The sequence below is a fragment of the Salmonella sp. 32120201201600049SM genome (assembly GCF_017572835.1).
GTDB lineage: Bacteria > Pseudomonadota > Gammaproteobacteria > Enterobacterales > Enterobacteriaceae > Salmonella > Salmonella enterica.
Genome location: NZ_JAGESA010000001.1, coordinates 890,455 through 914,641 on the forward strand (window position 1 = coordinate 890,455; position 24,187 = coordinate 914,641).

The following is a 24,187-nucleotide window of genomic DNA, read 5'->3' on the forward strand; positions in this document are numbered from 1 at the left end:
GTTATTAATTAATCTCGTCACAGCATACGCCCTCCGCTGTTAAAAATAAGCTCATTTGATTTAACTTTTAGCTTTCATTGTTCACCCATTTAAATGAAGCATCCTGGTGGTGTGTAAAAAGTGTCTTATGCCACGATTCTTTACATAAGAATAATTAATGATTAATTATGATGTCCTTCACATTAATGTGGCATTAGCGCATTGCAGAAATGCGATAAACAGAGTAAAGCTAAAGCACAATCTCATATTCTTGCAATCAAGGAGCGAGTTATGAGCTACACCCATATTCTTGTCGCCGTTGCCGTCACCCCGGAAAGTCACCAGCTACTGGCTAAAGCGGTCTCTATCGCCCGCCCTGTTCAGGCGAAAGTAAGCCTGATTACTCTCGCTTCCGATCCTGAACTGTATAACCAGTTCGCCGCGCCCATGATGGAGGATTTACGCGCGGTTATGCATGAGGAAACCGAGAATTTTCTTAAGATGCTGGGGGAAAAGGCGGATTATCCGATTGAACAAACTTTCATCGCATCAGGTGAGTTAAGCCAGCATATTTTGGCTGTGTGCCGCAAACACCATGTTGATCTGGTCATTTGCGGCAACCATAACCACAGTTTCTTTTCGCGCGCGTCCTGCTCGGCAAAAAGTGTCGTCAGCGCCAGCCAGGTAGATGTGTTGCTGGTACCGTTAGCGGGCGACTAGTCGCCGCTCGCGATATTTCAGGCCAGCTTAGGGAACGTCGCCACGTTGTTCTGCTGCTGACGCTCAGGGCTACGCGGCGTGACCTCCTTTAGGTCATGAATAAAACGTTCCTGCCAGCGGTTAATGTCATTTTTAACGATCACGTCCAGCATTTCCGCATGGCGCGAAATACGCTCGGCAAGGGGCATCGTTAACGCGCGATTGAGCGCCGCCGCCACGTCATCCCGATCGTAAGGATTGACGATTAACGCCGACGTCAGTTCATTCGCCGCGCCGGCAAACTGTGACAGTACCAGTACGCCAGGATTAGCGGGGTCCTGCGCGGCGACAAACTCTTTCGCCACCAGGTTCATCCCGTCACGCAACGGGGTGACGAGCCCGACGTCTGAATAACGGAATATCTTCATTAACAGTTTACGGTCGAAATGCTGATTCAGATAATAGAGCGGCGTCCAGCCCAATTGTCCATATTTCCCATTAATCCGGCCTGCTTCCGTCTCAAGCTGGTGGCGAATATCCTGATATGCCTGTACTTCGCCGCGTGACGTAGGCGCAATTTGGGTATAACGAATTTTTCCCCGATGCTGCGGATAGTTTTCCAGTAGCGCTTCATACGCCAGAAAACGTTCCGGCAGCCCTTTCGAATAATCCAGCCGCTCAACGGAAAAAATATTCTTCACATTTTTCAGTTCCGCCTTGAGCTGCGCCAGTTTTGGCGGCAACGGCCCGGCAGCCTGCAGAGCAATCTCATCGGGCTCAATACCGATAGGATACACTTCTGTCTGGAAGTCTTTACCCCACGCGATATGCTGCTTGCCACTGCGAGTCGTGACTCGCGTTTGACTCGAAAGGCTATCCAGAAAAGCCAGGCGATCATTTTCGGTCTGGAACCCTAGCAGATCAAAGTCACACAACTGCTCCAGCAGTTCATCATGCGGCGGTAAAGCGTTAAAAATCTCCGGGGTCGGGAATGGAATATGCAGGAAAAAACCAATTCGGTTGTTCACGCCGCGTTTACGCAGCTCGCTGGCGAACGGTAACAGGTGGTAGTCATGCACCCAAATGATGTCGTTCTCTTTAATGAGGGGCAATAACTTATCCGCTAATAGCGCATTCACCCGCATATAGCCTTCCCATGCAGGGCGCTGAAACTGTACCAGGTCCAGACGATAGTGGAACGCTGGCCAGAGAACCGCATTGGAAAATTGACAGTAATAATCTTCGTAATCTTGTTCACTCAGGTTAAACGATGCCCAGGTAATATTACCTTTTGTCACCTTTTTTAATGGCTCATCCTCGTTACCTGTCTCGCCACTCCAGCCGAACCACAACCCGCCAGCCGCTTTTAGCGCGCCAAGCACGCCAACGGCGAGGCCGCCGGCGCCGCCTTTATTATCCGGGGGGGCAATTCGATTAGATACTACGACTAAACGACTCATAGCCATCTCTCCTGTTATTCATTACTTGTTGTTCTTGTTGTGGATAATTGATTTGTTCCAGCCAGCGCCAGACATCGGGTACGCTTTCCAGCCGCCATGCCGCCTGGGTTGCCCCGACACCCACTTTTACGGAAATTCCGCCAGCGTGATTCACCACGCCAAAGCCAGCCTCATCGGTCAAATCGTCGCCCACAAAAACGGGAATCCGTCCCGCAAAGGGCGCCTCCTGCATAAAGGCGGCAATGGCTTCGCCTTTATTGGTTCCCTTAGGTTTGATTTCCACAACACATTTACCAGGCTGCAACGCCAGTTGCGGCCAGTGCTGCGTAACGTGTTGCGCAAGCGCCAACAGCGCCGCTTCATGTTCCGGAGCCTGACGGTAGTGCAGCGCAAATGCCATCCCCTTCGTCTCCAGCTCCGTTCCGGGCAGCGCTACAAGCGTCGAACGTAATAACGCCTCTACCTCACGGACTACCGCTTCAGGAAGGCGCACGATATGGGTTTTACCATTGATGTCACGACGCTCTGCCCCGTGAACGCCAGCGAGTGGAAAGCGAAAAGGCTTCGCCAAAGCATCCAGCTCAGTCATTGAACGCCCTGAAATCAATGCCAGTGCCCCTGCGTTGTGCGCCGCGAGACGGTCTAACAACTGAAGGATTTTATGCGGTACCACTACCTGATCGGGATGAGGCTTTATCTCTGCCAATGTGCCATCAAGGTCAAAAAAATACGCATAGTTCGCAGTGAGTTCGGGGGATACGGTTAACGGTTCTGCCACCCTGGTCTCCTCCTTATCATCATATTGAGACTCACAAACGGTCTCATTAGTCATGTAAGTATAGACAGTGTGACGCTGCTCGCCATTTAGAAAGACCATCGCCAGCCGGGGTAGCGGCTGGCGATGACGTGAAGCTATACTGTTTAGTTGAGTGTTAATTCATCAAATCATACGCTTCGCTTTTTGCTTATAATGGTCGAAGATAACTGCTGCCAGAAGGATTCAGCCGCGAACCACGTACTATGCAAAAGGTGAAATGTTGAGCAGGTTCATCGCATTCTCCACCGTTCCTGATATCAGTACGCTCGCCACCACATATGAGACTTTTCCGAGGCCGCCTTTCAGGAATCCCCCCCTAAGACACACGCAGAAATAACGATTAACTCATAACCCAGGGAAGTCATTAGCCACCATGACATAACCCAGAGCGAATTCATCAGCCAAAAGGCAGGAAAGCCAGCCCATTAATCCATAACATCAGCCAGCTAATCCTTATGGCCCTGGGTGAATAACGATTACCAGGGATAATAGATATGTTCAGCCTGTTCGCGAACCGGCGCATCGTCTCCCAGCAGTCTGGCGGAAAGGGTTAGCGCGAAATCAAAGACATGACCCAAGCCTTTGCCGCTAATTAAATTACCATCTTCAACAACGGGCGCATCCACATAGACACCTTCCGGAACCGCTTTCCACAGGTCGCCGGAACAGACATAACGACGCCCCTTCAGCAATCCGTGAGCACCCAGCACCCTTGCCGCCGCGGAACAGATAGGACAAATTAATTTGCCTGCCGCATCATGACGCGCAACGAAAGCGATCACCGCCGGATTAGCCGCCAGATTAGCGCTCCCCTGCGGACCGCCCGGCAGCACTACCGCATCGAAAAGCGCCTGCTGGCGTTCACTCAGCGTGCTGTCCGCAACCATAGGAATATCATGGTAACTCACCACCGCCCGTGATTCAGCACACGCCAGCGTTTCGACGTCGATATGCAAACGTCGCAGAATATCAAGAGTAACAATGGCCTCTGCTTCTTCAAATCCTGGTGCCAACAGCACCGCGACCTTTTTCATTGACTGCTCCTTGTTAACGAGTCACCCATCAAAACTGCGCTTAACCGAATAACGTGCTCGTATGATTAATGACATTAAAAATGATCTACCGCAAAATCGGCTAGTTTATAAAAACAGGCATATTTGCTCTCAACCGTTTATGCGTGTGATATCCAGACTGACTAATGTTTATTTTATTGAAATTAACATACTTGAAAGGCTTAACCCATGATCTGAAACAATGTTTCATAAATTACAAATCTATATAATATCATTTAACTTTCAAATGGTTGCAACTGCTCCTCATCCAAAATCATTACACCTGAAAAAATCACACCGCTGAAAATGTAAAAAAAGATAAACAATTGCATTTAAGGATTTTCTTATTTTTATTGACGCGCTATTCTCATTACCGATCGATAAACAGGAAATGAGATCGCATAAGGGACTGGCGGAACGGAGTTCTTCTGCTAAGAGTATTTATTGTGCATAGAGGTAAGAATGTGACAACGGCCCGTTGCATTCTCGTCTGTCATGCACATCAACACTTTCTGGAAATAAGGATATTGTTATGGCAGCTGTAGGAATGGTTCAAAAGCTCAACACGCCAATGAACCTTGAGTTTTACGCATCAAATCTTTACCTCCATCTAAGCGAATGGTGTTCTGAACACAGTTTAACAGGCACCGCCACCTTTCTTCGTACCCAGGCGCAAGGCAACGTGACGCAAATGATGCGCATGTTTAATTTTATGAAAAACGCTGGCGCCACCCCTATCGTTAAAGCCATTGACGTTCCGGGTGAAGAGCTCTGCTCTCTGGAAGAATTGTTCCAGAAAACCCTGGAGGATTATCAGCAACGCGCCAGCACGCTGTCGCGTCTGGCAGATGAAGCGAAAGCGCTGAATGATGCCTCAACGCTTGATTTTCTCCATACCCTGGAAAAAGAGCAGCAGCAGGATGGCGTACTTTTACAAACTATTCTCGAAGAAGTTCGCAGCGCTAAACGAGCAGGGCTATGCCTGGCGCAAACCGATCAGCATCTCCTTAACGTCGTGACCTATCAGCATCACTGATAGCGGCACCCCGAGCGACAATATTGAGACGTTATTAGCCGGATAGCAACGCGAAGCCGCTTATCCGGCCTACACCGTTTCTGATCTGTTTGCCAGAGGTGGTGCCTGTCGCTACTGGCGTATTATCGGCACATCATGCCAGCCGACAGGCGCGAAACGCCTCTGTCTTGTCCAGGCATTACCCCAGCATCTCACGTACAAACGCTTCTATTTCTTTATTCTGGCCGTTTTCAAACAAACATTGCTGGAAACGCGGCCCTGAAACCGCCGTTTTAACCAGTTCAGGATCGATAGCCCGTAGTGTATCCAGATAATTCTCTTTGACGACCGCGGCCTTAACCTGATTCAAAATGCCCGCATTGCGTACCTGCGGCGCTTTGCGCTCAGGCGGATACCCCTCGCCTTTACGCCCGGTAAACGCTTTTTCAAAGATGAAACGCACGTTCAGCTCAGCGCCCCAGCCAAAGCCTTTCGCAAATGGCAGGGACAACGCATTGCCGTTGTTGATCTGCGCAAACAGAAAAGCATCTGCCGGATCGATGCAATAGCCACAAATGACACCTGGATGAATATTTAACGACATCAGCGCGCCCTGACCGGTGCCACAGCCAGTAACCACAAAATCAACCGCGTTTGCATTAAGCAGAATACTCGCCATGATGCCTAAATGAATGTACGTCAGGTGATGGTCATTTTCGTCGCACATGCCAACGTTAAAAACGGGAAATCCCTTTTCATTGGCGACGGCGCTAAGTTCGTTATAAATGATGGCATTTTTGCTGGCCTGGCTATTTTCCATCATCAGTGCAATTTTCATCGTGTTCCTCCTGAATGCAGACGGTCGCGTCTGCGTAAATCATGACGTTTTGCCCACACTACACACTTAAGAACACGCATTCAAATTTAATGAAACCAAGTTTCATTAAATGAAGAGACGCTCACACATTTTCTGTTCCCGCTGTAAACCTCCTGCCGTTACCTTTAATCAAGGCGAATCCGTAAGTTATTCCAGCCATTGACGGTGCAAGACACGAGGTAGCATGGTCTGATACCGAATTGTCGGAGCGATTTTATGAAGCCTCTTATTTTTACTCTTTCACTGCTAGCCCTGACGGGATGCACCATTACTCGACAAGCGCAGGTCAGCGAAGCCAGCCCGATAAGCGGCATCGTGCGCCTGACGTATAACCAGCCGCTATTTTTTACTTCACGGACAGATGATTATGTATCTCACGGGACCGCAACACGCGAATGCCAGCAGATGGGCTATGCCGATGCCGTTTCGTTTGGTCAGCCGGTAGGAACCTGTAGCATTTATGCGGGCTCGTTGTGTCTGAACACCCGATTTACCCTCTCCTGGCAGTGCCGGGGCGTTGCCGTCCCGCAAATCATGCCGCTTTATTATTAAGGCGGCTGGCTTAATGCCGACACCATGTACAATGGAGGAGAGCGCAGGGTCGCTATTGCCAGCATGAAGGTGCTGGCTTTCCTTTATTTTTATACCCTATACACTGGCGTTAATGCGTTTTATTCCCATTCGTATTTTTAATAATTAAATTTAATATTTTACCTTTTGCAAATAATAAAATAACAAATTATAGTGGCGCCACATTACTGTATATCTTTTGCTATTTGTGGAGCGGAACCATGCTGAAAACAGAAATGATCGACAAACTGAATGAGCAAATGAATCTGGAGTTGTACTCCTCCCTGCTCTATCAACAAATGAGCGCGTGGTGCAGCTATCACAGTTTTGAAGGCGCGGCCGCATTTCTTCGTCGCCATGCGCAAGAAGAGATGACGCATATGCAGCGCCTGTTTGACTACCTTACCGATACCGGAAGCCTGCCGCGCATTAATACCGTTTCTTCGCCCTTCGCTGAGTACACCTCACTGGATGAACTGTTCCGCGCGACCTATGAGCATGAGCAGCTTATTACGCAAAAAATTAATGAACTGGCTCATGCCGCAATGACCAGCCAGGATTATCCGACATTTAATTTCTTGCAGTGGTATGTGGCAGAACAGCATGAAGAAGAAAAATTATTCAAATCTATTATTGATAAATTAACGCTGGCGGGAAAAAGCGGCGAAGGGCTTTATTTCATTGATAAAGAACTCTCCACCCTGGATACGCAAAATTAATCCAACACGTCCTTACACGGTGAGACGCGCTCTCACCGTGGCGTATTAATGGCGGCAGATTTTACTCTCATGCGTTGAAAAACCGTCCTCCACGGCAATAAACTTTCCTTTCGCCGCCAGAAACGCGACCAGTTCTGCCGCCGTCATATCTGACGCTGAACAGGTGTGAAATCGTGCCCGCTCGCCAAAGCGCGCTTTTATTGCCGCCTCCAGCGAGGTATGCGTGTACTGCTCGCCAGACTCAATCATCATGTTGAGCACTTCGTGACCGTGAATGGAATCCATAACCCCTCCTGAATAAAACTCGTAGCCTAATGTGTCCTTGTGCGAGCGACTTTGCGCTAGCGCAGGTTTGCGGCGGTTGTCCGCGTCTCCTCTCATATTCGCTTTTATGCCCGAAACTGTAAATTTTAAAGTACACCCATTGTAACGACCATTTGACGAAAATAGCGTAATGCCTTACCCTGCGCCGCGGATATCACCGTTCTTTGTTACCGGGGTAGTAGAAAGCGTGAAAAACAGAACTCTGGGCAGTATTTTTATCGTGGCAGGCACCACTATCGGCGCCGGGATGCTGGCAATGCCGCTGGCAGCGGCTGGCGTTGGTTTCAGCGTCACGCTGGGATTGTTGATTGGTCTGTGGGCGCTGATGTGTTATACCGCGCTACTATTACTGGAAGTATATCAACACGTTCCGGCGGATACTGGGCTGGGCTCGTTGGCAAAACGCTATCTTGGACGTTACGGACAGTGGCTTACGGGATTCAGCATGATGTTCTTAATGTATGCGCTCACCGCCGCCTACATTTCCGGAGCCGGAGAATTACTGGCATCCAGTATTAATAACTGGCTTGGCGCCACGCTCTCGCCCGCTGCCGGGGTGCTGCTGTTCACCTTTGTTGCCGGTGGGGTGGTGTGCGTGGGAACCTCGCTGGTCGACCTTTTTAACCGCTTCCTGTTTAGCGCGAAGATCATTTTTCTGGTCATCATGCTTGCGTTGCTCACGCCACATATTCATAAAGTAAATCTTCTTACGCTTCCTTTACAGCAGGGGCTGGCGTTATCCGCCATACCGGTCATTTTCACCTCGTTTGGTTTTCACGGAAGCGTACCGAGTATTGTGAGTTATATGAACGGCAACATTCGCCGGCTGCGTTGGGTCTTTATGACGGGTAGCGCCATTCCGTTAGTGGCCTATATTTTTTGGCAGCTCGCCACGCTGGGAAGTATCGACTCGCCGACATTCAGAGGGCTACTGGCCAGCCATGCCGGGTTAAATGGCCTGCTGCAGGCGCTCAGAGAAGTGGTCGCTTCGCCACATGTCGAACTGGCGGTCCACCTGTTCGCCGATCTGGCGCTGGCGACCTCTTTTCTGGGCGTAGCGCTAGGATTATTTGATTACCTGGCCGATCTATTCCAGCGCCGCAGTACGGTGTCCGGACGCCTGCAAACCGGGCTGATTACCTTTCTGCCGCCGCTGGCGTTTGCGCTTTTCTACCCACGTGGATTTGTGATGGCATTAGGCTATGCCGGCGTAGCGCTGGCAGTGCTGGCACTGCTCATCCCTGCTATGCTGGTCTGGCAATGCCGTAAACAGAGCCCTCAGGCGGGATATCGTGTGGCAGGCGGCACGCCAGCGCTGGCGCTGGTGTTTATCTGCGGCATTGTCGTGATTGGCGTCCAGTTTTCGATCGCACTGGGGTTTCTGCCCGATCCAGGTTAATGCCAGGCAAAGATTACCGGGCCCGGACGCCGTCCAGGCTCGATAATCGTCACGCTATGGCCGTTTACGAGCCATTAATGCAGGCAGCACTGCTTAAATTTTTTGCCGCTCCCGCATGGACAAGGATCGTTACGCCCCACTTTCACCTCTGCTTTTATCGGCATCTGTAGCGGCGTCGTGTGCGGATGCGCCATCCACCAGGCATGCAGCTCAAGCGCCGCGATACGGATAGCATCAACGCTTTTATCGAACGCTTCCGGGCTCATTTTATCCAACAGCGCAAAGTTTTCTTCAGTGCCGTGTAAGGCAATCGCTTCCAGCGCCGGTTTTAGCGTATCCGGCAAGTCAGACCAGTCGGACAGCGACACTCCGCGCATGTAACCAAAGCACCATTCTTCAACAATCGTTAATTCATGGCCATCAACTTCTCGCAGGCCAAACAGCGGCTCGAACTGTTCTGGATAGTCTTCAAGCCGGGCGGCTGTGTCCGCCATGTGCTGGAACACCAGCTCCATAAATCGCGTCATTTCTTTTTCAGATGTCCAGCGCGGTACGTACGCGGGTCCCCCCCATATCGCGACCAGCCACTGTTCCGGCTCGATGGGACGCGGAGAACTTAGTACCGCAGTAATCAGACCGTCCAGCTCCGCGACATCCAAAATGGCCTGATCGGTATTGTATTTCGTCAGCACATCATCCAGCCATTCCAGCTCGTTCTCGTTTAATGGTTCCATTTTCATAACGCTTTTCCTCAGTGATGACTTCCGCCTGTAGGCCTCTTACATTGCAGCGGATAAAAATAATTTTTTTGCAGGCAGTTTGGATGGCAACCATCAGGGGCCAGATTAACACGAAATGAGGAGGATTCCGGAAGTTAACGCACAAAAGGAGGATCAGGGCGCAGATTTTCCGCCAGGAAGCGCTCGCCCCACACAAAAGAGAGAGATGGGTTTCTCGCTATATTATACTCATGCTAACTTATACCACCGCCGCGGACAGATAAAACCGCCCTCTCAAATAGAGCTTATTTTCAGTAAAAAAGTGTTTAATGAGTTCGTCTACCGCTTCTCTGTCAGCAGAAAAGGTTATTTCCATAAACAGCGTATCGTACCCTATTTTGATATTTTTTTTCTTACAGTAAACACGGATATCATCCTGCACACTCAGCAACGGCAGGCTAAATGTGTATAGCGGTTGCGGTTCTTTTTTCGCCGCTTTCTCAAAAACTTTAGTGACCAGATCCCCAAGATCGCGCTCTGACCGGGCACCGTTATTAAAATGCAATAAATTACGTCTTTTTACCACCCAGCCTCCAGCCAGATACCGCCAACAATAACTCTCACTTCAATGTGTGAGGCACATAATCACATCCAGAATCAGCTCCAGATAGTATTTCAAATAAACAGCCCGCACTATAGCGCATACTTTTTTCAGACACAGTTTACAGGGATACTCTCTTTATATCCACGCGCACGGTTGCCTTAATCATGTCTTCCGCGATAACACAGTTTGTCAACCTATTCTATATAACCAAGCTTAAACAGAACCTTACCAGCCAGCGATATCAGCTCAGGATTTTCAGGATAAAAACGCAGTAACGGCAAAAAAACCGCCTCACCGATAATGCTCCGGCTATTAGCATGGTTTGGGCGCAATCCCCAGATATTCTGATAAGTCATCGGCACGACCTGCCCATTCATGGTTGTGTTACCGATATACAGCATAATATGCCCTGGAATATAGACCAGCGTAGTAAACGGTTTTCCGTATCTGGTGAGATAATCGATCCGCATTTGGGGACTTTTATGACTAAGATCGACCACCCGTCCAGCAGCCTCTACCTGCGCGGATGAATGTCTGGGCAGGAATATGCCAAACGGCATTAACAGGCTGCGGACTTCGGCTGAACAATCATTATAAAAGTTAAAATTTCCCCAACCGTAGGGGGCGCCGTGCATTGCTTTCATTAGCACGGCGATATTTTCCGGCGTCATTTTCCACGGCATAGCCGTAAACTCGTTACCGCTTAGCCAGACCCAATGGATAAACGCACGACCATTGCTGTCGCGAACTGGCGCCGCAATCAGGAACTGGCCCGCCCGTTGATGTCGGAACGGTAAAATAGTGCCCGGTCGCCCGGTGAAATAATAGACGCCTGCGGCATGGACAGAAACCGGCGCGTTGATAAATGCCCCCAGTTGCTTGTGAGCGAGCAAAACCCACTGTGTTATAAATTTCTGATCCGTACTGGCAATATCTTCACTATGAACCCAGCCAGTTACCGCTGGTGAAAAGACATATTGCCAGCGTTGGTCTTTGCTCTTCGTCAGCGTATAGACCGGCGTACCGGGACGCAGCGAAGACATTTGTAAATTATCAAACGGATACCCCTCGCCCGCCTGACGGGGATCGTTAAAGAGCGGGTCGTCCGTTGGCAGCGCTCTGACTAAACTTTCTCTGACCATAATACCTCGCCGGGAGGCATGATAGATATTGTCAATCTGCGTATCCGTATTCCCTCTAACCTCCTCTTTCCAGCGAGAGGTATAAAGTCTGAAGTTTTCCCCCCAATAAGCACTGCCGTCGCTAAGAAACTGCTTAATACTGGCATCCCGGGCCTGTGCTGCGTTTTTTTTCAGCAATGTGGTAATATAAAAACCATTCCACGGCGAGTGAGCTTCACTGTCCATTCCGAAATAATGAGATTTTAGTGCGTTAAAGTAGCGTTGTTGGGTAGCACTATCAATAACCGGAATAGTGTAATCAGCTGAGTCCGGAGGTATCCATTTATCAACCGACTGTGAATAATCTGCTAACGGAAAGCGTGTTTTTGTCGGGTCAATATAGCTCCCTGCAACAATTTCATCTTTGGCTGTTGATCGGTAGGTCGTCTGGTGGCAAGCGGTGAGGCACAATGGTATCAATAAAACGGCCCAGGTTTTCTTTTGCATCATCATCTCCGTAAAGCGGGGAAAGCATAATATAGAGACTGACCAAAACCGCCATTCACGAAAACCTGAAATTATCTGTAGTTGACCTGTTATTAAGACAATATTGCAAAACGTGATTAAATTATGATGCGGATCACATTACCTTGTAATGAATATTAGTTCGCTATCTACCTTTAATTAAATTGTGCAGAAAATACCCCTGAACAGTTATATACTCGTTTAATTTGCATAAATACTCCACTGGCCTGCCCCTGTTTTTTTCAGACAATACATATTGTAGCGCGTCAGTTCTACTTTTTTTATATACTCTGCAAAGTCATTTGCATCGACGTAGCCAATAAAATTATGTGCATCACATGTCGAAGAGGAAAGCTCACCTGGAAGAGAGTAGGTTACGATTGCACTCTCAGGCTCATACAAAATAAAAAAAAGTAAAAAAGCGCAACCTACAATCCCAATATTAATGAAGCTAATAAATAATTTTGCATTATCGGTATATTTCACTGGCAGACCTACTCTCTTTAATAAAGCAGGCATAAAACATATCAGCATTTTTTATAGAGATTAATGGATTTTATCGGCTGATTTACCCGACGTTTAGTATTTACCAGCCATAAGTTCTTGCGGGTCGGTAGCACATAACTGTTGTACTGGCAGAAATGCCGCTACCGGTGTTTTTTACTGTGTATCGCACTGGAGAGTTCACGCTCGCGGTCGGCATACAAATTGAAGGCACAAAAAAACCACCCGTAGGTGGTTTCACGACACTGCTTATTGCTTTGATTATTCTTGTCTTTCCCATGGTACCCGGAGCGGGACTTGAACCCGCACAGCGCGAACGCCGAGGGATTTTAAATCCCTTGTGTCTACCGATTCCACCATCCGGGCTCGGGAAAAATTGGAGGCGCGTTCCGGAGTCGAACCGGACTAGACGGATTTGCAATCCGCTACATAACCGCTTTGTTAACGCGCCAAATTTTTTTGACTTTTCAGCCAGCATTCGCTTTACGCCAATGCTTTTAAACTGGAGCGGGAAACGAGACTCGAACTCGCGACCCCGACCTTGGCAAGGTCGTGCTCTACCAACTGAGCTATTCCCGCAGTATCAAGCAACTTTGTTAATCACTTGATTTTGTTATCGTCTGGCAATCAGTGCTGCCGTTCGATGCGTTGCATTCTACTTACCTGACGCACTGAGTCAACGATATTTTTCGTCACTCACGATCGTTTGCTGAAATTTGCGGCGAAACGATCACTGATCAAGCAAATCTCCGCGTGCAGCGCTCAAATATTGCAACATGGACCACAATGTTAGCACCGCTGCGACAAAGAAAAGCGCGATCCCGGCATACTCTACCCAGATATTCGGACGCCACAAGAGCCACGCCAGCGCCACCATCTGCGCGGTAGTTTTGACTTTACCGATCCAGGAGACCGCTACACTACTGCGTTTGCCCAGCTCCGCCATCCATTCACGCAGAGCAGAGATAATAATTTCGCGGGCTATCATCGTCGCCGCAGGTAACGTCACCCACCAGCTATGATAATGCTCGGTAACCAGCACCATGGCGATCGCCACCAGCACCTTGTCGGCGACGGGGTCGAGGAAAGCGCCGAAACGCGTACTCTGGTTCCAGCGTCGCGCCAGAAAGCCGTCAAACCAGTCGGTAATCGCGGCAATACAGAAAATCAGCGCGCTGACCATCGGCGCCCAGGCGAACGGCAAATAAAACACCACGACAAAGAATGGAATCAGGATGACGCGAAACAGCGTGAGCAACGTAGGGATATTAAATTGCATAGTGACGGGTAACTATCTGTTGTCAGTGAAATTACCCCTATGTTGCTACAGTGGCCTCAATGTTTCAACGACCAGAAGATCTTTTCTGCCAGACCTTGCGAAATACCCGGCACTTTTGCAATTTCTTCTACGCTGGCGTTACGTAGTCCTTGCAAACCGCCCATATATTTCAGCAGCATTTGGCGACGTTTAGGCCCAACGCCTTCAATAGTTTCCAGCGTACTGGTATTTTTAACCTTCGCGCGTTTTTTACGGTGCCCGCCGATCGCGTGATCATGCGACTCATCGCGAATATGCTGAATAACATGTAGCGCCGGCGAGTCCGGCGGCAGGCTAAACCCCTCGCCTTCCGGTTCAAAAAAGAGTGTTTCCAGACCGGCCTTTCTGTCCGCGCCTTTGGCGACGCCAAGCAGCAAAGGACGATGCTTATCCCAGGGGACATCGAGCTCAGCGAAAACGGCTTTCGCCTGGGCGAGCTGCCCTTTTCCGCCGTCGATCAGAATAACATCCGGAATCTTACTTTCTTCTATGGCCTTGCCATAACGCCGACGTAACACCTGATTCATCGCCGCGTAGTCATCACCCGGCGTGATACCCGCGATATTATAACGACGATACTCGGCGCGTAACGGCCCGTTAGCGTCAAATACCACACAGGATGCGACCGTTTGCTCCCCCATGGTATGGCTGATGTCAAAACATTCCATCCGCTTGATCGCAGGAAGTTTTAATACCGCCGCCAGCGCGGTCAAACGCTGCGTGATGGTGGACTGCTGCGAGAGTTTAGTGATTAAGGCCGTTGCCGCGTTGGTCCGCGCCAGCTTGAGATAACGGGCGCGATCGCCGCGCGGTTTTGTCTGGACATGAATACGCCGTCCGGCAAGTTCCGACAACGAATCGGCCAGCAGCGTTTTATCACTCAGATTAAAATCGAGCAGTATCTCGCCCGGTAGCGTGCGCATCTGGCTACCCTGCAGGTAAAACTGCCCGACAAAGGTTTCCACCACTTCGCCCAGTTCCGTACCGCCAGGTACTTTTGGAAAATAGCTGCGGCTGCCCAGCACCTTACCCTGGCGAATAAACAGCACATGCACACAGGCCATACCCGCATCAAAAGCCACGCCGATAACGTCGAGATCGTCGCCCGCATTGGAGACAAACTGTTTTTCCGTGACCCGGCGTACCGCCTGGATCTGATCGCGAATACGCGCCGCCTCTTCAAATGCCAGATCCTGGCTGGCCTTTTCCATCCGGGCAATCAGCTGTGTTAAGACCTGGTCGTCCTTACCGGACAAAAACAACCGGACATACTCCACCTGTTGCGCATACTCCTCCTCGCTGACCAGTCCTGCAACGCAGGGGCCTAAACAGCGGCCAATCTGATATTGCAGGCAAGGACGCGAGCGGTTGCGATATACGCTGTTTTCGCACTGGCGGATAGGGAAAATTTTCTGTAACAGCGCCAGCGTTTCCCGCACGGCATAGCCATTAGGAAATGGGCCGAAGTACTCGCCTTTCGCATGTTTGGCGCCACGGTGCATCGCCAGACGCGGATGGGTATCGCCGCTCAGAAAAATAAAAGGATAGGATTTATCATCACGCAACAACACGTTGTAACGCGGTTGATACAACTTGATGTAATTATGCTCAAGCAGCAGCGCTTCCGTTTCGGTATGCGTTACCGTGACATCAATGTGTTGAATTTGCGCAACTAGCGCTTCGGTTTTACGCGAAGCCAGGTTGCTGCGAAAGTAGCTGGAAAGACGCTTTTTCAGGTCTTTTGCTTTACCGACATAAATAACCGTACCGCCGGCGTCATACATACGATAGACACCGGGTTGGCTGGTAACGGTTTTCAAAAACGCCTTTGCGTCAAATATTTCACTCACTGGCTTGTTAACGTCTCCGCATTACACAGGCCATGGCGGATTGCCAGGTGAGTCAGCTCAACATCACCATGAATGTTTAATTTACTGAACATACGATAGCGATAGCTGTTCACCGTTTTAGGACTGAGATTCAGCTGTTCTGAAATCTCATTGACCTTCTGACCCTTAGTGATCATCAGCATAATCTGCAACTCGCGTTCAGACAAACTGGCGAACGGCGTTTCCGTTTTTGCAGGCTCAATCTGACTGAGCGCCATCTGCTGAGCGATATCGGAGGCGATATAACGTTGTCCGGAATACACCGAACGAATAGCGCTCACCACCTCCTGAGGCGCAGCGCCTTTGCTGAGATAGCCAGCTGCGCCAGCCTGCATCACTTTGGCGGGCAACGGGTTCTCCGTATGGACGGTCAGCATGATCACTTTGATATCCGCTGTCGATCGGGCAATTTTACGCGTCGCCTCAAGGCCGCCAATACCGGGCATGTTCATATCCATCAGCACGACGTCAACGGCGTTAGTACGGCACCATTTTACCGCATCCTCTCCGCAGCACGCTTCACCGACAACTTTAATGCCCTTTATATCTTCAAGAATGCGTCGTATCCCTGCGCGCACCAGTTCGTGGTCATCAACAAGAAGAACGTTGATCAAAGGAATATCTCCAGAATAGGGATAACGCTACTGATAGTTAATCGCCCTTATATTAGCTGGTTTTATCTCAACTTTGAAACGTAAAAAAACACCGGGTATTCGATTTTGCTCTCGTTTTTGGAAATTATGTTGTACGTCGTGTGGCAACTGCCAACGTTGTAGCCCCTTCTGACGGCGCTGTCCCGGGCTGCTATTTCATAATGGTGACAAAAATTTCACGTTCCACTGTCTAAACACTAATTAGGGAATCAACTTTGTAACAATAATTAACGAGTAAAATACGCGTAATAAACAAAGAATGAAGAAAATATATGCATCACGCGGCAACGTTTATTTTGTGGGTAACCCCTCCGCTTTTTGATCAAAAAACAACCACTGCTATTTTTAGCGTAGCTTATGGTATACTCCGCCGCCTTAACATCTGCTATCGCACATTTTCACTGAAACATAACGAGGAAAATAAATGAGTACGCCTGATTTTTCCACCGCTGAGAATAATCAAGAACTGGCTACTGAAGTCAACTGCCTGAAAGCCATGTTAACGCTGATGCTGCAGGCGATGGGCCAGGCCGATGCAGGGCGCGTGATTCTTAAAATGGAAAAACAGATCGCGCAGATGGATGATGAAGCACAAGCGGCGGTATTTTCCAGTACGGTTAAGCAAATTAAACAGGCTTACCGCCAGTAGTAAAAAACCGGCTGTTAGCATCGCTTTCAGCCGGTTTCGCGTCTGGCGTGAAGCATCGTCAGCACGTCATATCAGACCTGTCGCCGCAGCGTAGCAGGCAATCTGTGTTTTATTGGGCGCATTGAATTTCTTCTGCATGTTTTTCTGATGGAAGTTAACGGTATTTTCAGAAATCGACAGAATAATGGCGATCTCCGATGAGGTCTTCCCTTCCGCCGTCCACTTCAGAATCTCTTTCTCACGTTTACTGAAACGCATCTCAGGCGCCATCACCATGTCGTCTTCAAATCTTGTCAGCGCCGAAAGACTCTCCCGCGCCAGCAGTTGCAACCTCAGCTCCACTTCATCGTAGGTAAACGAGGAGCAGCGTAAACTGCTACGAGAGAAAGATAAAAAGCCCAGCGCCCGGTTCGGCAACATCACACACTGGGTTACGCCTCTGCGTAATCCGAAACGCTGGGCGGCATCCCACATCGCCTGCGCTTCATGAAATAGCACGTCATCCCAATGTAAATGACCCTGCCTGAAATTTTCCGGCTTTAATACCGGATCGATCGCAAAATAGTTTTCGGACTGGTAATGCGTTACCCACGCCGGAGGATAAGTGGTACGAAGCGATATTTTAGGCCGGGTAAAGGGGACGGGATGACGAACACACAGGGCATAATAATCAAATTCCAGCCGCTGTGTCTGATATTGCAATTCAGTATAAACATCCTCTGCTGCCGCCATCTCCTGAAAGCGTAACAACATTGCGCGTCGCCAGGTGAAGAAATCATTTTCCTGCATATTTTATGGTCACGCCTTTGATATTGATAATCATTATTATGAATAGCTTAAATTAACACATAAATAGTATTTATATATAAGAAATATCGGACGAAACGTAGAATACTTGAGCGGCATTACAGTTTTTTGGCTTCCGCCAGAGAGCGAGGTTAATAATCTGGCAGAATGACTTCATAATTATTCATTGCGCTCGCCCAAGGCGCGGCTAATTCGGGCGAGCGTTGAAAAGGTATTATTTCACTAAAAATTTCTCAAGGAACTGGCGGGTACGCGGATGCTGAGGATCGGCGAACAAGGTTTTCGCCGGCCCCTGCTCGACGATTTGCCCCTGATCCATAAATATTGCCCGGTCAGCCACGTCACGCGCAAAGCCCATTTCGTGAGTAACGATCACCATCGTGCGCTTTTCCTGCGCCAGCTGGCGAATCGTATTAAGCACCTCGCCGACTAATTCAGGATCAAGCGCCGACGTGGGCTCATCAAACAGAATCACTTCCGGGCGCATCGCCAGAGCGCGTGCAATCGCCACGCGCTGCTGTTGCCCGCCCGACAGGCGGCGCGGATAACGGGTCTCTTTACCGGCCAACCCGACTTTGGCTAACAGTTCCCGCGCCAGCGCCGTCGCCTCGGCTTTCGGCTCTCCCTTTACAATCACCGGACCTTCAATGATATTTTCCAGCACAGTACGATGCGGGAACAGATTAAAACTCTGAAAGACAAAGCCGACATGCTGACGTAACTGGCGAATCAACCCTTTTTGCTGGCTGAATGGGCGGGTGGTATCGATGATAATATCGCCCACTTTAATGGTGCCCGCTTCCGGTTGTTCCAGCAGGTTAATACAGCGTAATAATGTTGTCTTCCCTGAGCCGCTCGGGCCGATAATGGCGACGACTTCTCCGGGCTTCACCTCAAGGTCGATACCGTGCAGCACCGTTTGACCATGAAATTTTTTGACCAGGTTGGTGACTTCGATAGCACTCATTTTGGCTCTCTCTCCTGGCGGTTAAGCTGGTTTTCGAAATAGTTTTGCAGTGCCGATAAGACGGTCGCCATTACCCAGTAGATTAACGACGCGGCCAGATACATGGTAAACACCTCCAGCGTTCGCGAGGTAATTAACTGCGCCTGGCGGAACAACTCCGGCACCTGAATCGTCGCGGCGAGCGACGTATCTTTCACCAGGCTGATAAAGCTGTTGCTCAACGGCGGAAGCGCAACGCGAGCCGCCTGCGGCAAAATAGCGCGACGTAGCGTTTGCCACGGCGTCATGCCAATGCTCGCCGCCGCTTCCCATTGTCCCTTGTCGATAGCCGAGATCGCCGCGCGCAGCGTCTCGGACGTGTAAGCCGCGGTATTGAGCGATAAACCAATCATCGCCGCCGGGATAGGGTCCAGCTCAATCCCAAATTGCGGCAGGCCGTAATAGATCATAAATAACTGGGCGATAAGCGGCGTACCGCGAAAAATCGAGATATAAAAGCGCGCCAGCCAGCGAACCGGCCATAACGGAGACATCCGCATCAGCGCCAGCACAAATCCCAGCAGCAGACCAAAAAACATACCGCCAATACTCAGTTGCAGGGTAAAGACGGCGCCTTTAAGCAAATACGGCAGCGATTCAATAACCAGTTGGATACTTTCTTGCATTCGCGTTGATTACCTGGAGGTTATACATGAGGATGGTAGGCAAACAGCGCAGGCGCCCCACCGGTGTGAATAAAGAGAATCGGCCCGTCATCGTTAAAGCGTTTCTGGCTGATGCCGTCTATCAGACCCGCCATCGCTTTGCCGGTATATACCGGATCCAGCAGCACTCCATCCAGGCTCGCCAGCAGTTTCACCGCCTCCATCCCCGCGTCATTTGGCACGCCGTAACCCGGGGCAAAATAGTCATCCCATAAATGAATATCCGCCTTCGCCGTCAGCGCCAGCTGACCGGCAATAGCCTGCTGCAAGGCAATCACTTTGGGTTTCTGCTCGGCGACAGAACGTGAAACGGTCACGCCAATCAGTTCGACATCCGGCATCAGATGCTCCAGCCCGACAGCTAACCCGGCGTGCGTTCCGGCGCTGCCGGAGGCCACCACCACCGAAGAGAGCCCGACGACCTCTTCACACTGCTGGGCGATTTCCAGAGCGCTCTCTACGTATCCCATTGCGCCCAGCGCGCTGGAGCCGCCGACCGGAATCACATAGGGCCTGAACCCTTGCGCTTCAATGCGCGTCGCCAGCGTTTGCAGCTGCGCATCCGGATCGGTTAGCGCATCGCACATCTCAATTTGCGTATTAAATAAATCCAGTAACAGGCGATTACCATTCGTCAGGTAATTTTCCGCGGTGGTACCGATTGGATTTTCCAGCAAGGCGACGCAATGCAGTCCCAATTTGGCCGCGACTGCCGCCGTCTGACGGACATGGTTCGACTGAATCGCCCCTGCGGTTATCAGCGTATCCGCCCCTTCTCGCAGCGCGTCGGCCACCAGAAACTCCAGCTTGCGCAGTTTATTGCCGCCCATTGCAATGGGCGTAACGTCATCGCGCTTAATGTAAATCTCACGGCCAAGATAATCAGACAATCGCGGCAGGTATTCGAGCGGGGTCGGCGCGCCAATAAGCTCCAGGCGAGGAAAGCGCGTTAAGTGATGTAGTGGCATTGAGCCTCCGGTAACGTTGTGGTGTGTTCTTTTTATTATGCACGTTGATCCAACGGAAATAAAAAAGGCGCCGATTCACGCGCCTCCGTTTGCTGACATAGTATGAGGTTGATATTGCCCGGCGGCGCACTGCCTGCCGGGCAACGTAGAGCATTATTGGGTCACGTCAGCGCCAAACCATTTTTCAGAGAGGGCTTTTAAGGTGCCATCTTTTTGCATTTCCGCAATGGCGTTATCTACCGCCTTCAGCAAGTCTTCGTTGCCTTTACGTAACGCAACGCCGGACTCCTGACGCGAAAACGCATCACCGGTGACGGCCAGCGTACCTTTGGTTTTTTTCACCAGATCCAGCGCCGCCAGACGATCGACTAAAATCGCGTCAATACGGCCTACGCGCAGATCCTGATATTTTGTAGGATCATCGTCATAGGTACGGATATCCACGCCCTGCACATGTTGACGTAGCCACTCTTCATAGTTAGTCCCCAGCCCAACGCCAACTTTTTTGCCCTGCAGATCGGCAGCCGTTTTGATCGTGCCTTCATTGCCTTTTTTCACCAGCGCCTGAACGCCGGAGACAGTATAAGGCGTAGAGAAATCATATTTTTTCTTGCGGACGTCTGAAATCGTGACCTGGTTTATCACTACATCAATGCGTTTAGCGTCCAGCGACGCCAGTATTCCGTCCCATTTGGTCGGCTTCAACAACGCTTTAACGCCCAGATGTTTTGCCAACGCCTCGGCGAAATCGACTTCAAAACCGGTTAATTTGCCGTCGTCGCCCTGAAAGCTAAACGGCGGATAGGTACCTTCCAGCCCTACCAGCAGCGTGCCGCGTTCTTTAACTTTGTTCAGCAAACCCTCATCGGCAAAGCTCTTCGCGCTCATTCCCGCCACCAGCGCTACAGCCATTACTCCCATCAGTGCCTGACGTCCCAGCAGTGCTAATTTCATAGTAACCCCGAATATTGCCGTTAATGACCATAGACTGTGTCCCGCCATGGCGCATCGTCACGTCTCGCGAACCTTTGGGGGACTCAGCCTAATGTAGAAGGTTTGCCACGTTTCACCAACACGACTCTGCTACATCTTATGCTTTTTTAATATATATCAGAACTGGCGGTAAAGGGGGATTTCTGTCTGGGCGCAATCTGCTGATGCGCTTTATATTGCTGGTATTTACGCAGTGCGATACGATAATTATTGGTGCTGGTTTCCGGCAACCATGGTGCCAGGCTTTCATCGAGAAAACCGTCCTGCAGCAGATCGTGGGAAATGTTTTGCTCGCTGAGGTAGTTGCCAAGACGTCGTAAACGCACGACATATTCCCGCACCGTGCCATGGCTCATCTCGGTTTGTTCAAACAAATACTGCTTGAAACCGATAATATCGAAAAAATCACTCTGCTTTTTGCAGTGCAAATCGCCGCAAAAGCGACACAGCGCCACCCACTCCTTCTGCTCCCGCTGCCAGGCAGCGTCGTCAAGTAGCATATCCAGCTGTGAAATAGCGATTTTATTAACGATCTTGCCACGGCGAACCAGCGTAATGCGGTCGAGCAGCTTGTGACAATGCGCGCAATGCGTCTGGCTGTGTTTAAAGTCTTTAAGATAGCGGCTCAAGGGCCGCCTTTTAGGTTGCTGCACCGTCATGAGAACTCCTGGTAGTCTATACGTTGTGCGGCACTTTTCGGGTGCGACCATGCGCGACCTATAACTTACCCAGTTTGGTGCGTAATCGTTTGATGGCCTGACTATGCAACTGGCTGACCCGCGATTCGCCGACTTCCAGTACCGCGCCAATCTCTTTGAGGTTGAGCTCTTCCTGGTAATACAGCGTTAACACCAGTTGCTCGCGTTCCGGCAGCGATTCAATCGCGTCCATTACCCGCTGTCGCAGGTCGCCCTCCAGCAGTTGATGTAACGGGTTTTCCTGTTGATGTTCTTCAGTCACCAGTTCGATGCTATCGCCATGCTCTTCCCGCCACTCATCGTAAGAGAAAAGTTGGCTGTTGTTGGTATCGAGCAACATCTGACGATACTCCGCAACAGGGATGCCAAGACGTTCCGCCACTTCGGTTTCCGTCGCATTACGCCCCAGTTCCTGCTCCAGTTGTCCCATCGCCTGCGCCACTTCGCGGGCATTACGCCGGACGCTACGCGGCACCCAATCGCGGCTGCGTAATTCATCCAGCATCGCCCCACGAATACGCTGCACTGCGTAAGTGGTAAATGCCGTTCCTTGCAAAGCGTCATATCGGTCGACCGCATTTAATAACCCGATGCCGCCCGCTTGTAGCAGATCGTCCAGTTCCACGCTCGCCGGCAATCGCACCTGCAGGCGCAATGCTTCGTGACGCACCAGCGGTACATAACGCTGCCACAGCGAGTGTTTATCCATTACACCTTCAGCGGTATACAGTGAATTCACGATAAACAGCCCTGCGTTAAATGAGTTATCGGCATGATTATCCGTTTCTACAGAGGGTTCTATCGAAGGAATAAGGCTATAAAAGAAGGGTTATTTCACTTATGTAACCTGTAGCACCTTTTTAGCGGCTCAAAGAGCAGAATAAAATCAGCCAGATAGGATAAACGGGATGCGCAAAAGCCCACCCCGAACAAAACTATGTCAGAAGATGAATCATCGACAGATCGTCGCCAGTACGCACCGTTTCTATATGGTGATGAAAATTCTTCGCCACCTCGCTGTTATGCTGGCTGCGGGAGTGAAAACTATACACAATATTAGTAACGTCATCCCACTCAAGCCGCCCGCGCTCATGCACGCTGGCTGCCGTTAATAGCTTAATAAAGGCATATTCCGCCACGATAATATACAGCGCGCGTAACGGGTCGACATTCGGCTGGTTGGGGAAATTATTTTCCCAAATTTTATAGAGAATTAAATTTCTGAAGGCCCAGTTCTTCTGCTGCTCATCCGCCTGTAGACAGCGCGCTAATGAGGACTCAATATCGCTAACCTTCTGCTCCATTGAAACGCCCTCTTCCGCCGTCAGCACCCGCAGAAGGCACTGGATATAGTGATCGAGGATAACACTGCCACGATTAAGCGGGAGCGAGCGGAAATAGTCCTGCATCTGCAATACCAGCGAGGTTTTTACCTTGCTATCCGGTGCGATATTCATTAACTCCTGCGCCAGCACGCCGGTCTACAACTGCTCAAGTAACGCGGCATACACCTGTTCCAGTTCACCCAGCGCCGCATCATCAATTTTGGCAAATTTCTGCGTATACATGACAAATTTTATTAACGCATAGAGCGCCGCTTCCGTACTGCTGTTGGCATGGTTGATCAAACTCAGGCAAAACAGATTGAGTAACTTTTGCTGCGCTGGGAATAACGGCGCAGTATTGAATGTCTGCTGAATGATTGTTTTTTCGCCGAGCGCCATCGCGTCAGGATCGTTTAAAATGCGGGACGTCACCTCCGGACAGGCAAGACTCAGGGAGTTACGTACCTCATTTTTATAGGTATGGTGCGCCCGTGGGAAAGAGGAACAGGTATGACTTAATGCCTTTGCGCCTAACGTTTTTTGTACCCGGCACAGACGGTCCTCATCCAGATAAGGGCAATTCCCCAGCGCCGAAGGCAGCTTAATTTCGCCCCAGTGGCTATTGTTCTTTTTCAGCAGGATAATATGGTCTTGCGCGATGGTACGAATCGTCGTGTCTTTACTGGCGAGATATTTTTTAACCGTCGTCTTATCCAGCGTGATTTTCCAGCCCTTACAACAGTGGTCGCGACAGGCCGAGCCAGAACAGGAAAAGCGGGTGACAAAGGCAGGTTCAGTGACGGTGATTTCTTTCATTACACAGGCTCCGGAA

27 protein-coding genes, 3 tRNA genes and 2 pseudogenes are annotated in these 24,187 nt (G+C 50.1%); 8 read left to right on the plus strand and 24 right to left on the minus strand.

The features are described 5' to 3' along the window. Positions 1 to 157 precede the first annotated feature (157 nt). Both J4650_RS04455 and uspC read left to right on the plus strand, forming a co-directional pair. Positions 158 to 274: a hypothetical protein gene (locus J4650_RS04455; protein ID WP_001617301.1), complete on the plus strand. Its 117-nt coding sequence runs from the start codon at positions 158 to 160 to the stop codon at positions 272 to 274. Continuing rightward, on the plus strand, positions 271 to 699 hold the full coding sequence (gene uspC / locus J4650_RS04460) for a universal stress protein UspC (RefSeq protein WP_000122606.1): 429 nt from the start codon (positions 271 to 273) through the stop codon (positions 697 to 699). The genes J4650_RS04455 and uspC overlap by 4 nt, the downstream gene beginning before the upstream one ends. A gap of 17 nt (positions 700 to 716) precedes the next feature. Here uspC and otsA read toward each other — a convergent pair whose 3' ends face one another. From otsA to J4650_RS04480, 4 genes and pseudogenes are all read right to left on the minus strand, one after another. Then, positions 717 to 2,138: an alpha,alpha-trehalose-phosphate synthase gene (gene otsA, locus J4650_RS04465; RefSeq protein ID WP_000089042.1), complete on the minus strand. Its 1,422-nt coding sequence runs from the start codon at positions 2,136 to 2,138 to the stop codon at positions 717 to 719. Further along, the gene (otsB, locus tag J4650_RS04470; RefSeq protein ID WP_000840114.1) at positions 2,113 to 2,916 is read right to left on the minus strand and encodes a trehalose-phosphatase; all 804 of its coding nucleotides are present in this window, start codon (positions 2,914 to 2,916) and stop codon (positions 2,113 to 2,115) included. The genes otsA and otsB overlap by 26 nt, the downstream gene beginning before the upstream one ends. 222 nt (positions 2,917 to 3,138) lie before the next feature. Then, a pseudogene (araH, locus tag J4650_RS04475) lies at positions 3,139 to 3,320 on the minus strand (L-arabinose ABC transporter permease AraH); the annotation flags it as partial. A 111-nt stretch (positions 3,321 to 3,431) separates the two neighbouring features. Then, positions 3,432 to 3,989 carry a DJ-1/PfpI family protein gene (locus J4650_RS04480; protein WP_000754800.1) on the minus strand — a complete coding sequence of 186 codons (558 nt, stop codon included), beginning with the start codon at positions 3,987 to 3,989 and terminating at the stop codon, positions 3,432 to 3,434. Between the two features lie 550 nt (positions 3,990 to 4,539). Between J4650_RS04480 and J4650_RS04485 the strand changes: the two genes are divergently transcribed. Beyond that, the gene (locus J4650_RS04485) at positions 4,540 to 5,043 is read left to right on the plus strand and encodes a non-heme ferritin-like protein (protein ID WP_000741707.1); all 504 of its coding nucleotides are present in this window, start codon (positions 4,540 to 4,542) and stop codon (positions 5,041 to 5,043) included. A 178-nt stretch (positions 5,044 to 5,221) separates the two neighbouring features. On the opposite strand, the gene J4650_RS04490 is transcribed toward J4650_RS04485, so the two are convergent. Further along, on the minus strand, positions 5,222 to 5,860 hold the full coding sequence (locus J4650_RS04490; RefSeq protein WP_000684804.1) for an RpiB/LacA/LacB family sugar-phosphate isomerase: 639 nt from the start codon (positions 5,858 to 5,860) through the stop codon (positions 5,222 to 5,224). Between the two features lie 255 nt (positions 5,861 to 6,115). On the opposite strand from J4650_RS04490, the gene J4650_RS04495 reads away from it, so the two are divergent. Next, a complete protein-coding gene (locus J4650_RS04495; protein WP_000803229.1) occupies positions 6,116 to 6,451 on the plus strand; it encodes a YecR-like lipofamily protein in 336 nt (111 codons plus the stop codon). 239 nt (positions 6,452 to 6,690) lie between these two features. Next, on the plus strand, positions 6,691 to 7,188 hold the full coding sequence (ftnA, locus tag J4650_RS04500) for a non-heme ferritin (RefSeq protein ID WP_000920619.1): 498 nt from the start codon (positions 6,691 to 6,693) through the stop codon (positions 7,186 to 7,188). A gap of 45 nt (positions 7,189 to 7,233) precedes the next feature. Here ftnA and J4650_RS04505 read toward each other — a convergent pair whose 3' ends face one another. After that, a complete protein-coding gene (locus J4650_RS04505) occupies positions 7,234 to 7,473 on the minus strand; it encodes a YecH family metal-binding protein (RefSeq protein WP_000377238.1) in 240 nt (79 codons plus the stop codon). A 226-nt stretch (positions 7,474 to 7,699) separates the two neighbouring features. Between J4650_RS04505 and tyrP the strand changes: the two genes are divergently transcribed. Then, the gene (gene tyrP, locus J4650_RS04510) at positions 7,700 to 8,911 is read left to right on the plus strand and encodes a tyrosine transporter TyrP (RefSeq protein WP_001562965.1); all 1,212 of its coding nucleotides are present in this window, start codon (positions 7,700 to 7,702) and stop codon (positions 8,909 to 8,911) included. 74 nt (positions 8,912 to 8,985) lie between these two features. Here the strand turns inward: tyrP and J4650_RS04515 are convergent, their stop codons facing one another. The 10 genes from J4650_RS04515 to uvrY form a co-directional block, all read right to left on the minus strand. Further along, entirely contained in the window at positions 8,986 to 9,651 is a 666-nt protein-coding gene (locus J4650_RS04515) for a YecA family protein (RefSeq protein WP_000781526.1), read from the minus strand. Positions 9,652 to 9,889: 238 nt separating this feature from the next. After that, on the minus strand, positions 9,890 to 10,216 hold the full coding sequence (locus J4650_RS04520; protein WP_000240832.1) for a glucose-6-phosphate dehydrogenase: 327 nt from the start codon (positions 10,214 to 10,216) through the stop codon (positions 9,890 to 9,892). Positions 10,217 to 10,428: 212 nt separating this feature from the next. Beyond that, a complete protein-coding gene (locus tag J4650_RS04525; protein ID WP_077677857.1) occupies positions 10,429 to 11,868 on the minus strand; it encodes an SH3 domain-containing C40 family peptidase in 1,440 nt (479 codons plus the stop codon). Positions 11,869 to 12,081: 213 nt separating this feature from the next. Continuing rightward, positions 12,082 to 12,414 (minus strand): hypothetical protein, encoded by a 333-nt coding sequence (locus J4650_RS04530; protein WP_001521174.1) that lies wholly within the window; start codon positions 12,412 to 12,414, stop codon positions 12,082 to 12,084. Between the two features lie 249 nt (positions 12,415 to 12,663). Continuing rightward, a tRNA-Leu gene (locus tag J4650_RS04535) sits at positions 12,664 to 12,750 on the minus strand. An 11-nt stretch (positions 12,751 to 12,761) separates the two neighbouring features. Beyond that, positions 12,762 to 12,835 (minus strand) — tRNA-Cys (locus tag J4650_RS04540). A 52-nt stretch (positions 12,836 to 12,887) separates the two neighbouring features. After that, positions 12,888 to 12,963 (minus strand) — tRNA-Gly (locus J4650_RS04545). Between the two features lie 151 nt (positions 12,964 to 13,114). Beyond that, the gene (gene pgsA, locus J4650_RS04550; protein ID WP_001160192.1) at positions 13,115 to 13,663 is read right to left on the minus strand and encodes a CDP-diacylglycerol--glycerol-3-phosphate 3-phosphatidyltransferase; all 549 of its coding nucleotides are present in this window, start codon (positions 13,661 to 13,663) and stop codon (positions 13,115 to 13,117) included. A gap of 56 nt (positions 13,664 to 13,719) precedes the next feature. Next, complete coding sequence (gene uvrC, locus J4650_RS04555; protein ID WP_001289464.1) at positions 13,720 to 15,552, minus strand: excinuclease ABC subunit UvrC; 1,833 nt, start codon at positions 15,550 to 15,552, stop codon at positions 13,720 to 13,722. Further along, a complete protein-coding gene (gene uvrY, locus J4650_RS04560) occupies positions 15,549 to 16,205 on the minus strand; it encodes a UvrY/SirA/GacA family response regulator transcription factor (RefSeq protein WP_000611323.1) in 657 nt (218 codons plus the stop codon). Before uvrY ends, uvrC begins: the two co-directional genes overlap by 4 nt. A 311-nt stretch (positions 16,206 to 16,516) precedes the next feature. Here uvrY and J4650_RS04565 point away from each other — a divergent pair, with 311 nt between their 5' ends. Together J4650_RS04565 and J4650_RS04570 are read left to right on the plus strand one after the other, a co-directional pair. Then, positions 16,517 to 16,672 carry a hypothetical protein gene (locus tag J4650_RS04565; RefSeq protein ID WP_000546186.1) on the plus strand — a complete coding sequence of 52 codons (156 nt, stop codon included), beginning with the start codon at positions 16,517 to 16,519 and terminating at the stop codon, positions 16,670 to 16,672. Further along, positions 16,669 to 16,893: a DUF2594 family protein gene (locus tag J4650_RS04570; RefSeq protein WP_000106483.1), complete on the plus strand. Its 225-nt coding sequence runs from the start codon at positions 16,669 to 16,671 to the stop codon at positions 16,891 to 16,893. The genes J4650_RS04565 and J4650_RS04570 overlap by 4 nt, the downstream gene beginning before the upstream one ends. 66 nt (positions 16,894 to 16,959) lie before the next feature. Here J4650_RS04570 and sdiA read toward each other — a convergent pair whose 3' ends face one another. The 8 genes and pseudogenes from sdiA to fliB form a co-directional block, all read right to left on the minus strand. After that, complete coding sequence (sdiA, locus tag J4650_RS04575; RefSeq protein WP_001157167.1) at positions 16,960 to 17,682, minus strand: transcriptional regulator SdiA; 723 nt, start codon at positions 17,680 to 17,682, stop codon at positions 16,960 to 16,962. Positions 17,683 to 17,914: 232 nt separating this feature from the next. Then, positions 17,915 to 18,667, minus strand: a complete 753-nt coding sequence (tcyN, locus tag J4650_RS04580) for an L-cystine ABC transporter ATP-binding protein TcyN (RefSeq protein WP_021000448.1) — start codon at positions 18,665 to 18,667, stop codon at positions 17,915 to 17,917. After that, on the minus strand, positions 18,664 to 19,332 hold the full coding sequence (gene tcyL / locus J4650_RS04585) for a cystine ABC transporter permease (protein ID WP_001158238.1): 669 nt from the start codon (positions 19,330 to 19,332) through the stop codon (positions 18,664 to 18,666). The genes tcyN and tcyL overlap by 4 nt, the downstream gene beginning before the upstream one ends. A gap of 20 nt (positions 19,333 to 19,352) precedes the next feature. Beyond that, a complete protein-coding gene (dcyD, locus tag J4650_RS04590) occupies positions 19,353 to 20,339 on the minus strand; it encodes a D-cysteine desulfhydrase (protein WP_023993336.1) in 987 nt (328 codons plus the stop codon). Between the two features lie 153 nt (positions 20,340 to 20,492). Continuing rightward, positions 20,493 to 21,293, minus strand: coding sequence for a cystine ABC transporter substrate-binding protein (tcyJ, locus tag J4650_RS04595; protein ID WP_023993337.1), 801 nt, complete (start codon positions 21,291 to 21,293; stop codon positions 20,493 to 20,495). Positions 21,294 to 21,439: 146 nt separating this feature from the next. Further along, positions 21,440 to 21,991 carry a flagella biosynthesis regulatory protein FliZ gene (fliZ, locus tag J4650_RS04600; protein WP_000218080.1) on the minus strand — a complete coding sequence of 184 codons (552 nt, stop codon included), beginning with the start codon at positions 21,989 to 21,991 and terminating at the stop codon, positions 21,440 to 21,442. Between the two features lie 58 nt (positions 21,992 to 22,049). Further along, positions 22,050 to 22,769, minus strand: a complete 720-nt coding sequence (locus tag J4650_RS04605) for an RNA polymerase sigma factor FliA (RefSeq protein WP_001087453.1) — start codon at positions 22,767 to 22,769, stop codon at positions 22,050 to 22,052. Positions 22,770 to 22,965: 196 nt separating this feature from the next. Beyond that, positions 22,966 to 24,171, minus strand: a pseudogene (gene fliB, locus J4650_RS04610) (flagellin lysine-N-methylase). Positions 24,172 to 24,187 lie beyond the last annotated feature (16 nt).

Excerpts from the sequence above, each read along its gene's own strand:
- J4650_RS04455 (WP_001617301.1), top strand. The coding sequence starts at position 158 with ATGATTAATTATGATGTCCTTCACATTAATGTGGCATTAGCGCATTGC.
- uspC (WP_000122606.1), top strand. The coding sequence starts at position 271 with ATGAGCTACACCCATATTCTTGTCGCCGTTGCCGTCACCCCGGAAAGT.
- otsA (WP_000089042.1), bottom strand. The coding sequence starts at position 2,138 with ATGAGTCGTTTAGTCGTAGTATCTAATCGAATTGCCCCCCCGGATAAT.
- J4650_RS04480 (WP_000754800.1), bottom strand. The coding sequence starts at position 3,989 with ATGAAAAAGGTCGCGGTGCTGTTGGCACCAGGATTTGAAGAAGCAGAG.
- J4650_RS04485 (WP_000741707.1), top strand. The coding sequence starts at position 4,540 with ATGGCAGCTGTAGGAATGGTTCAAAAGCTCAACACGCCAATGAACCTT.
- J4650_RS04490 (WP_000684804.1), bottom strand. The coding sequence starts at position 5,860 with ATGAAAATTGCACTGATGATGGAAAATAGCCAGGCCAGCAAAAATGCC.
- J4650_RS04495 (WP_000803229.1), top strand. The coding sequence starts at position 6,116 with ATGAAGCCTCTTATTTTTACTCTTTCACTGCTAGCCCTGACGGGATGC.
- ftnA (WP_000920619.1), top strand. The coding sequence starts at position 6,691 with ATGCTGAAAACAGAAATGATCGACAAACTGAATGAGCAAATGAATCTG.
- J4650_RS04505 (WP_000377238.1), bottom strand. The coding sequence starts at position 7,473 with ATGGATTCCATTCACGGTCACGAAGTGCTCAACATGATGATTGAGTCT.
- J4650_RS04515 (WP_000781526.1), bottom strand. The coding sequence starts at position 9,651 with ATGAAAATGGAACCATTAAACGAGAACGAGCTGGAATGGCTGGATGAT.
- J4650_RS04525 (WP_077677857.1), bottom strand. The coding sequence starts at position 11,868 with ATGATGATGCAAAAGAAAACCTGGGCCGTTTTATTGATACCATTGTGC.
- J4650_RS04530 (WP_001521174.1), bottom strand. The coding sequence starts at position 12,414 with ATGCTGATATGTTTTATGCCTGCTTTATTAAAGAGAGTAGGTCTGCCA.
- pgsA (WP_001160192.1), bottom strand. The coding sequence starts at position 13,663 with ATGCAATTTAATATCCCTACGTTGCTCACGCTGTTTCGCGTCATCCTG.
- J4650_RS04565 (WP_000546186.1), top strand. The coding sequence starts at position 16,517 with ATGCATCACGCGGCAACGTTTATTTTGTGGGTAACCCCTCCGCTTTTT.
- J4650_RS04570 (WP_000106483.1), top strand. The coding sequence starts at position 16,669 with ATGAGTACGCCTGATTTTTCCACCGCTGAGAATAATCAAGAACTGGCT.
- sdiA (WP_001157167.1), bottom strand. The coding sequence starts at position 17,682 with ATGCAGGAAAATGATTTCTTCACCTGGCGACGCGCAATGTTGTTACGC.
- tcyN (WP_021000448.1), bottom strand. The coding sequence starts at position 18,667 with ATGAGTGCTATCGAAGTCACCAACCTGGTCAAAAAATTTCATGGTCAA.
- tcyL (WP_001158238.1), bottom strand. The coding sequence starts at position 19,332 with ATGCAAGAAAGTATCCAACTGGTTATTGAATCGCTGCCGTATTTGCTT.
- dcyD (WP_023993336.1), bottom strand. The coding sequence starts at position 20,339 with ATGCCACTACATCACTTAACGCGCTTTCCTCGCCTGGAGCTTATTGGC.
- tcyJ (WP_023993337.1), bottom strand. The coding sequence starts at position 21,293 with ATGAAATTAGCACTGCTGGGACGTCAGGCACTGATGGGAGTAATGGCT.
- fliZ (WP_000218080.1), bottom strand. The coding sequence starts at position 21,991 with ATGACGGTGCAGCAACCTAAAAGGCGGCCCTTGAGCCGCTATCTTAAA.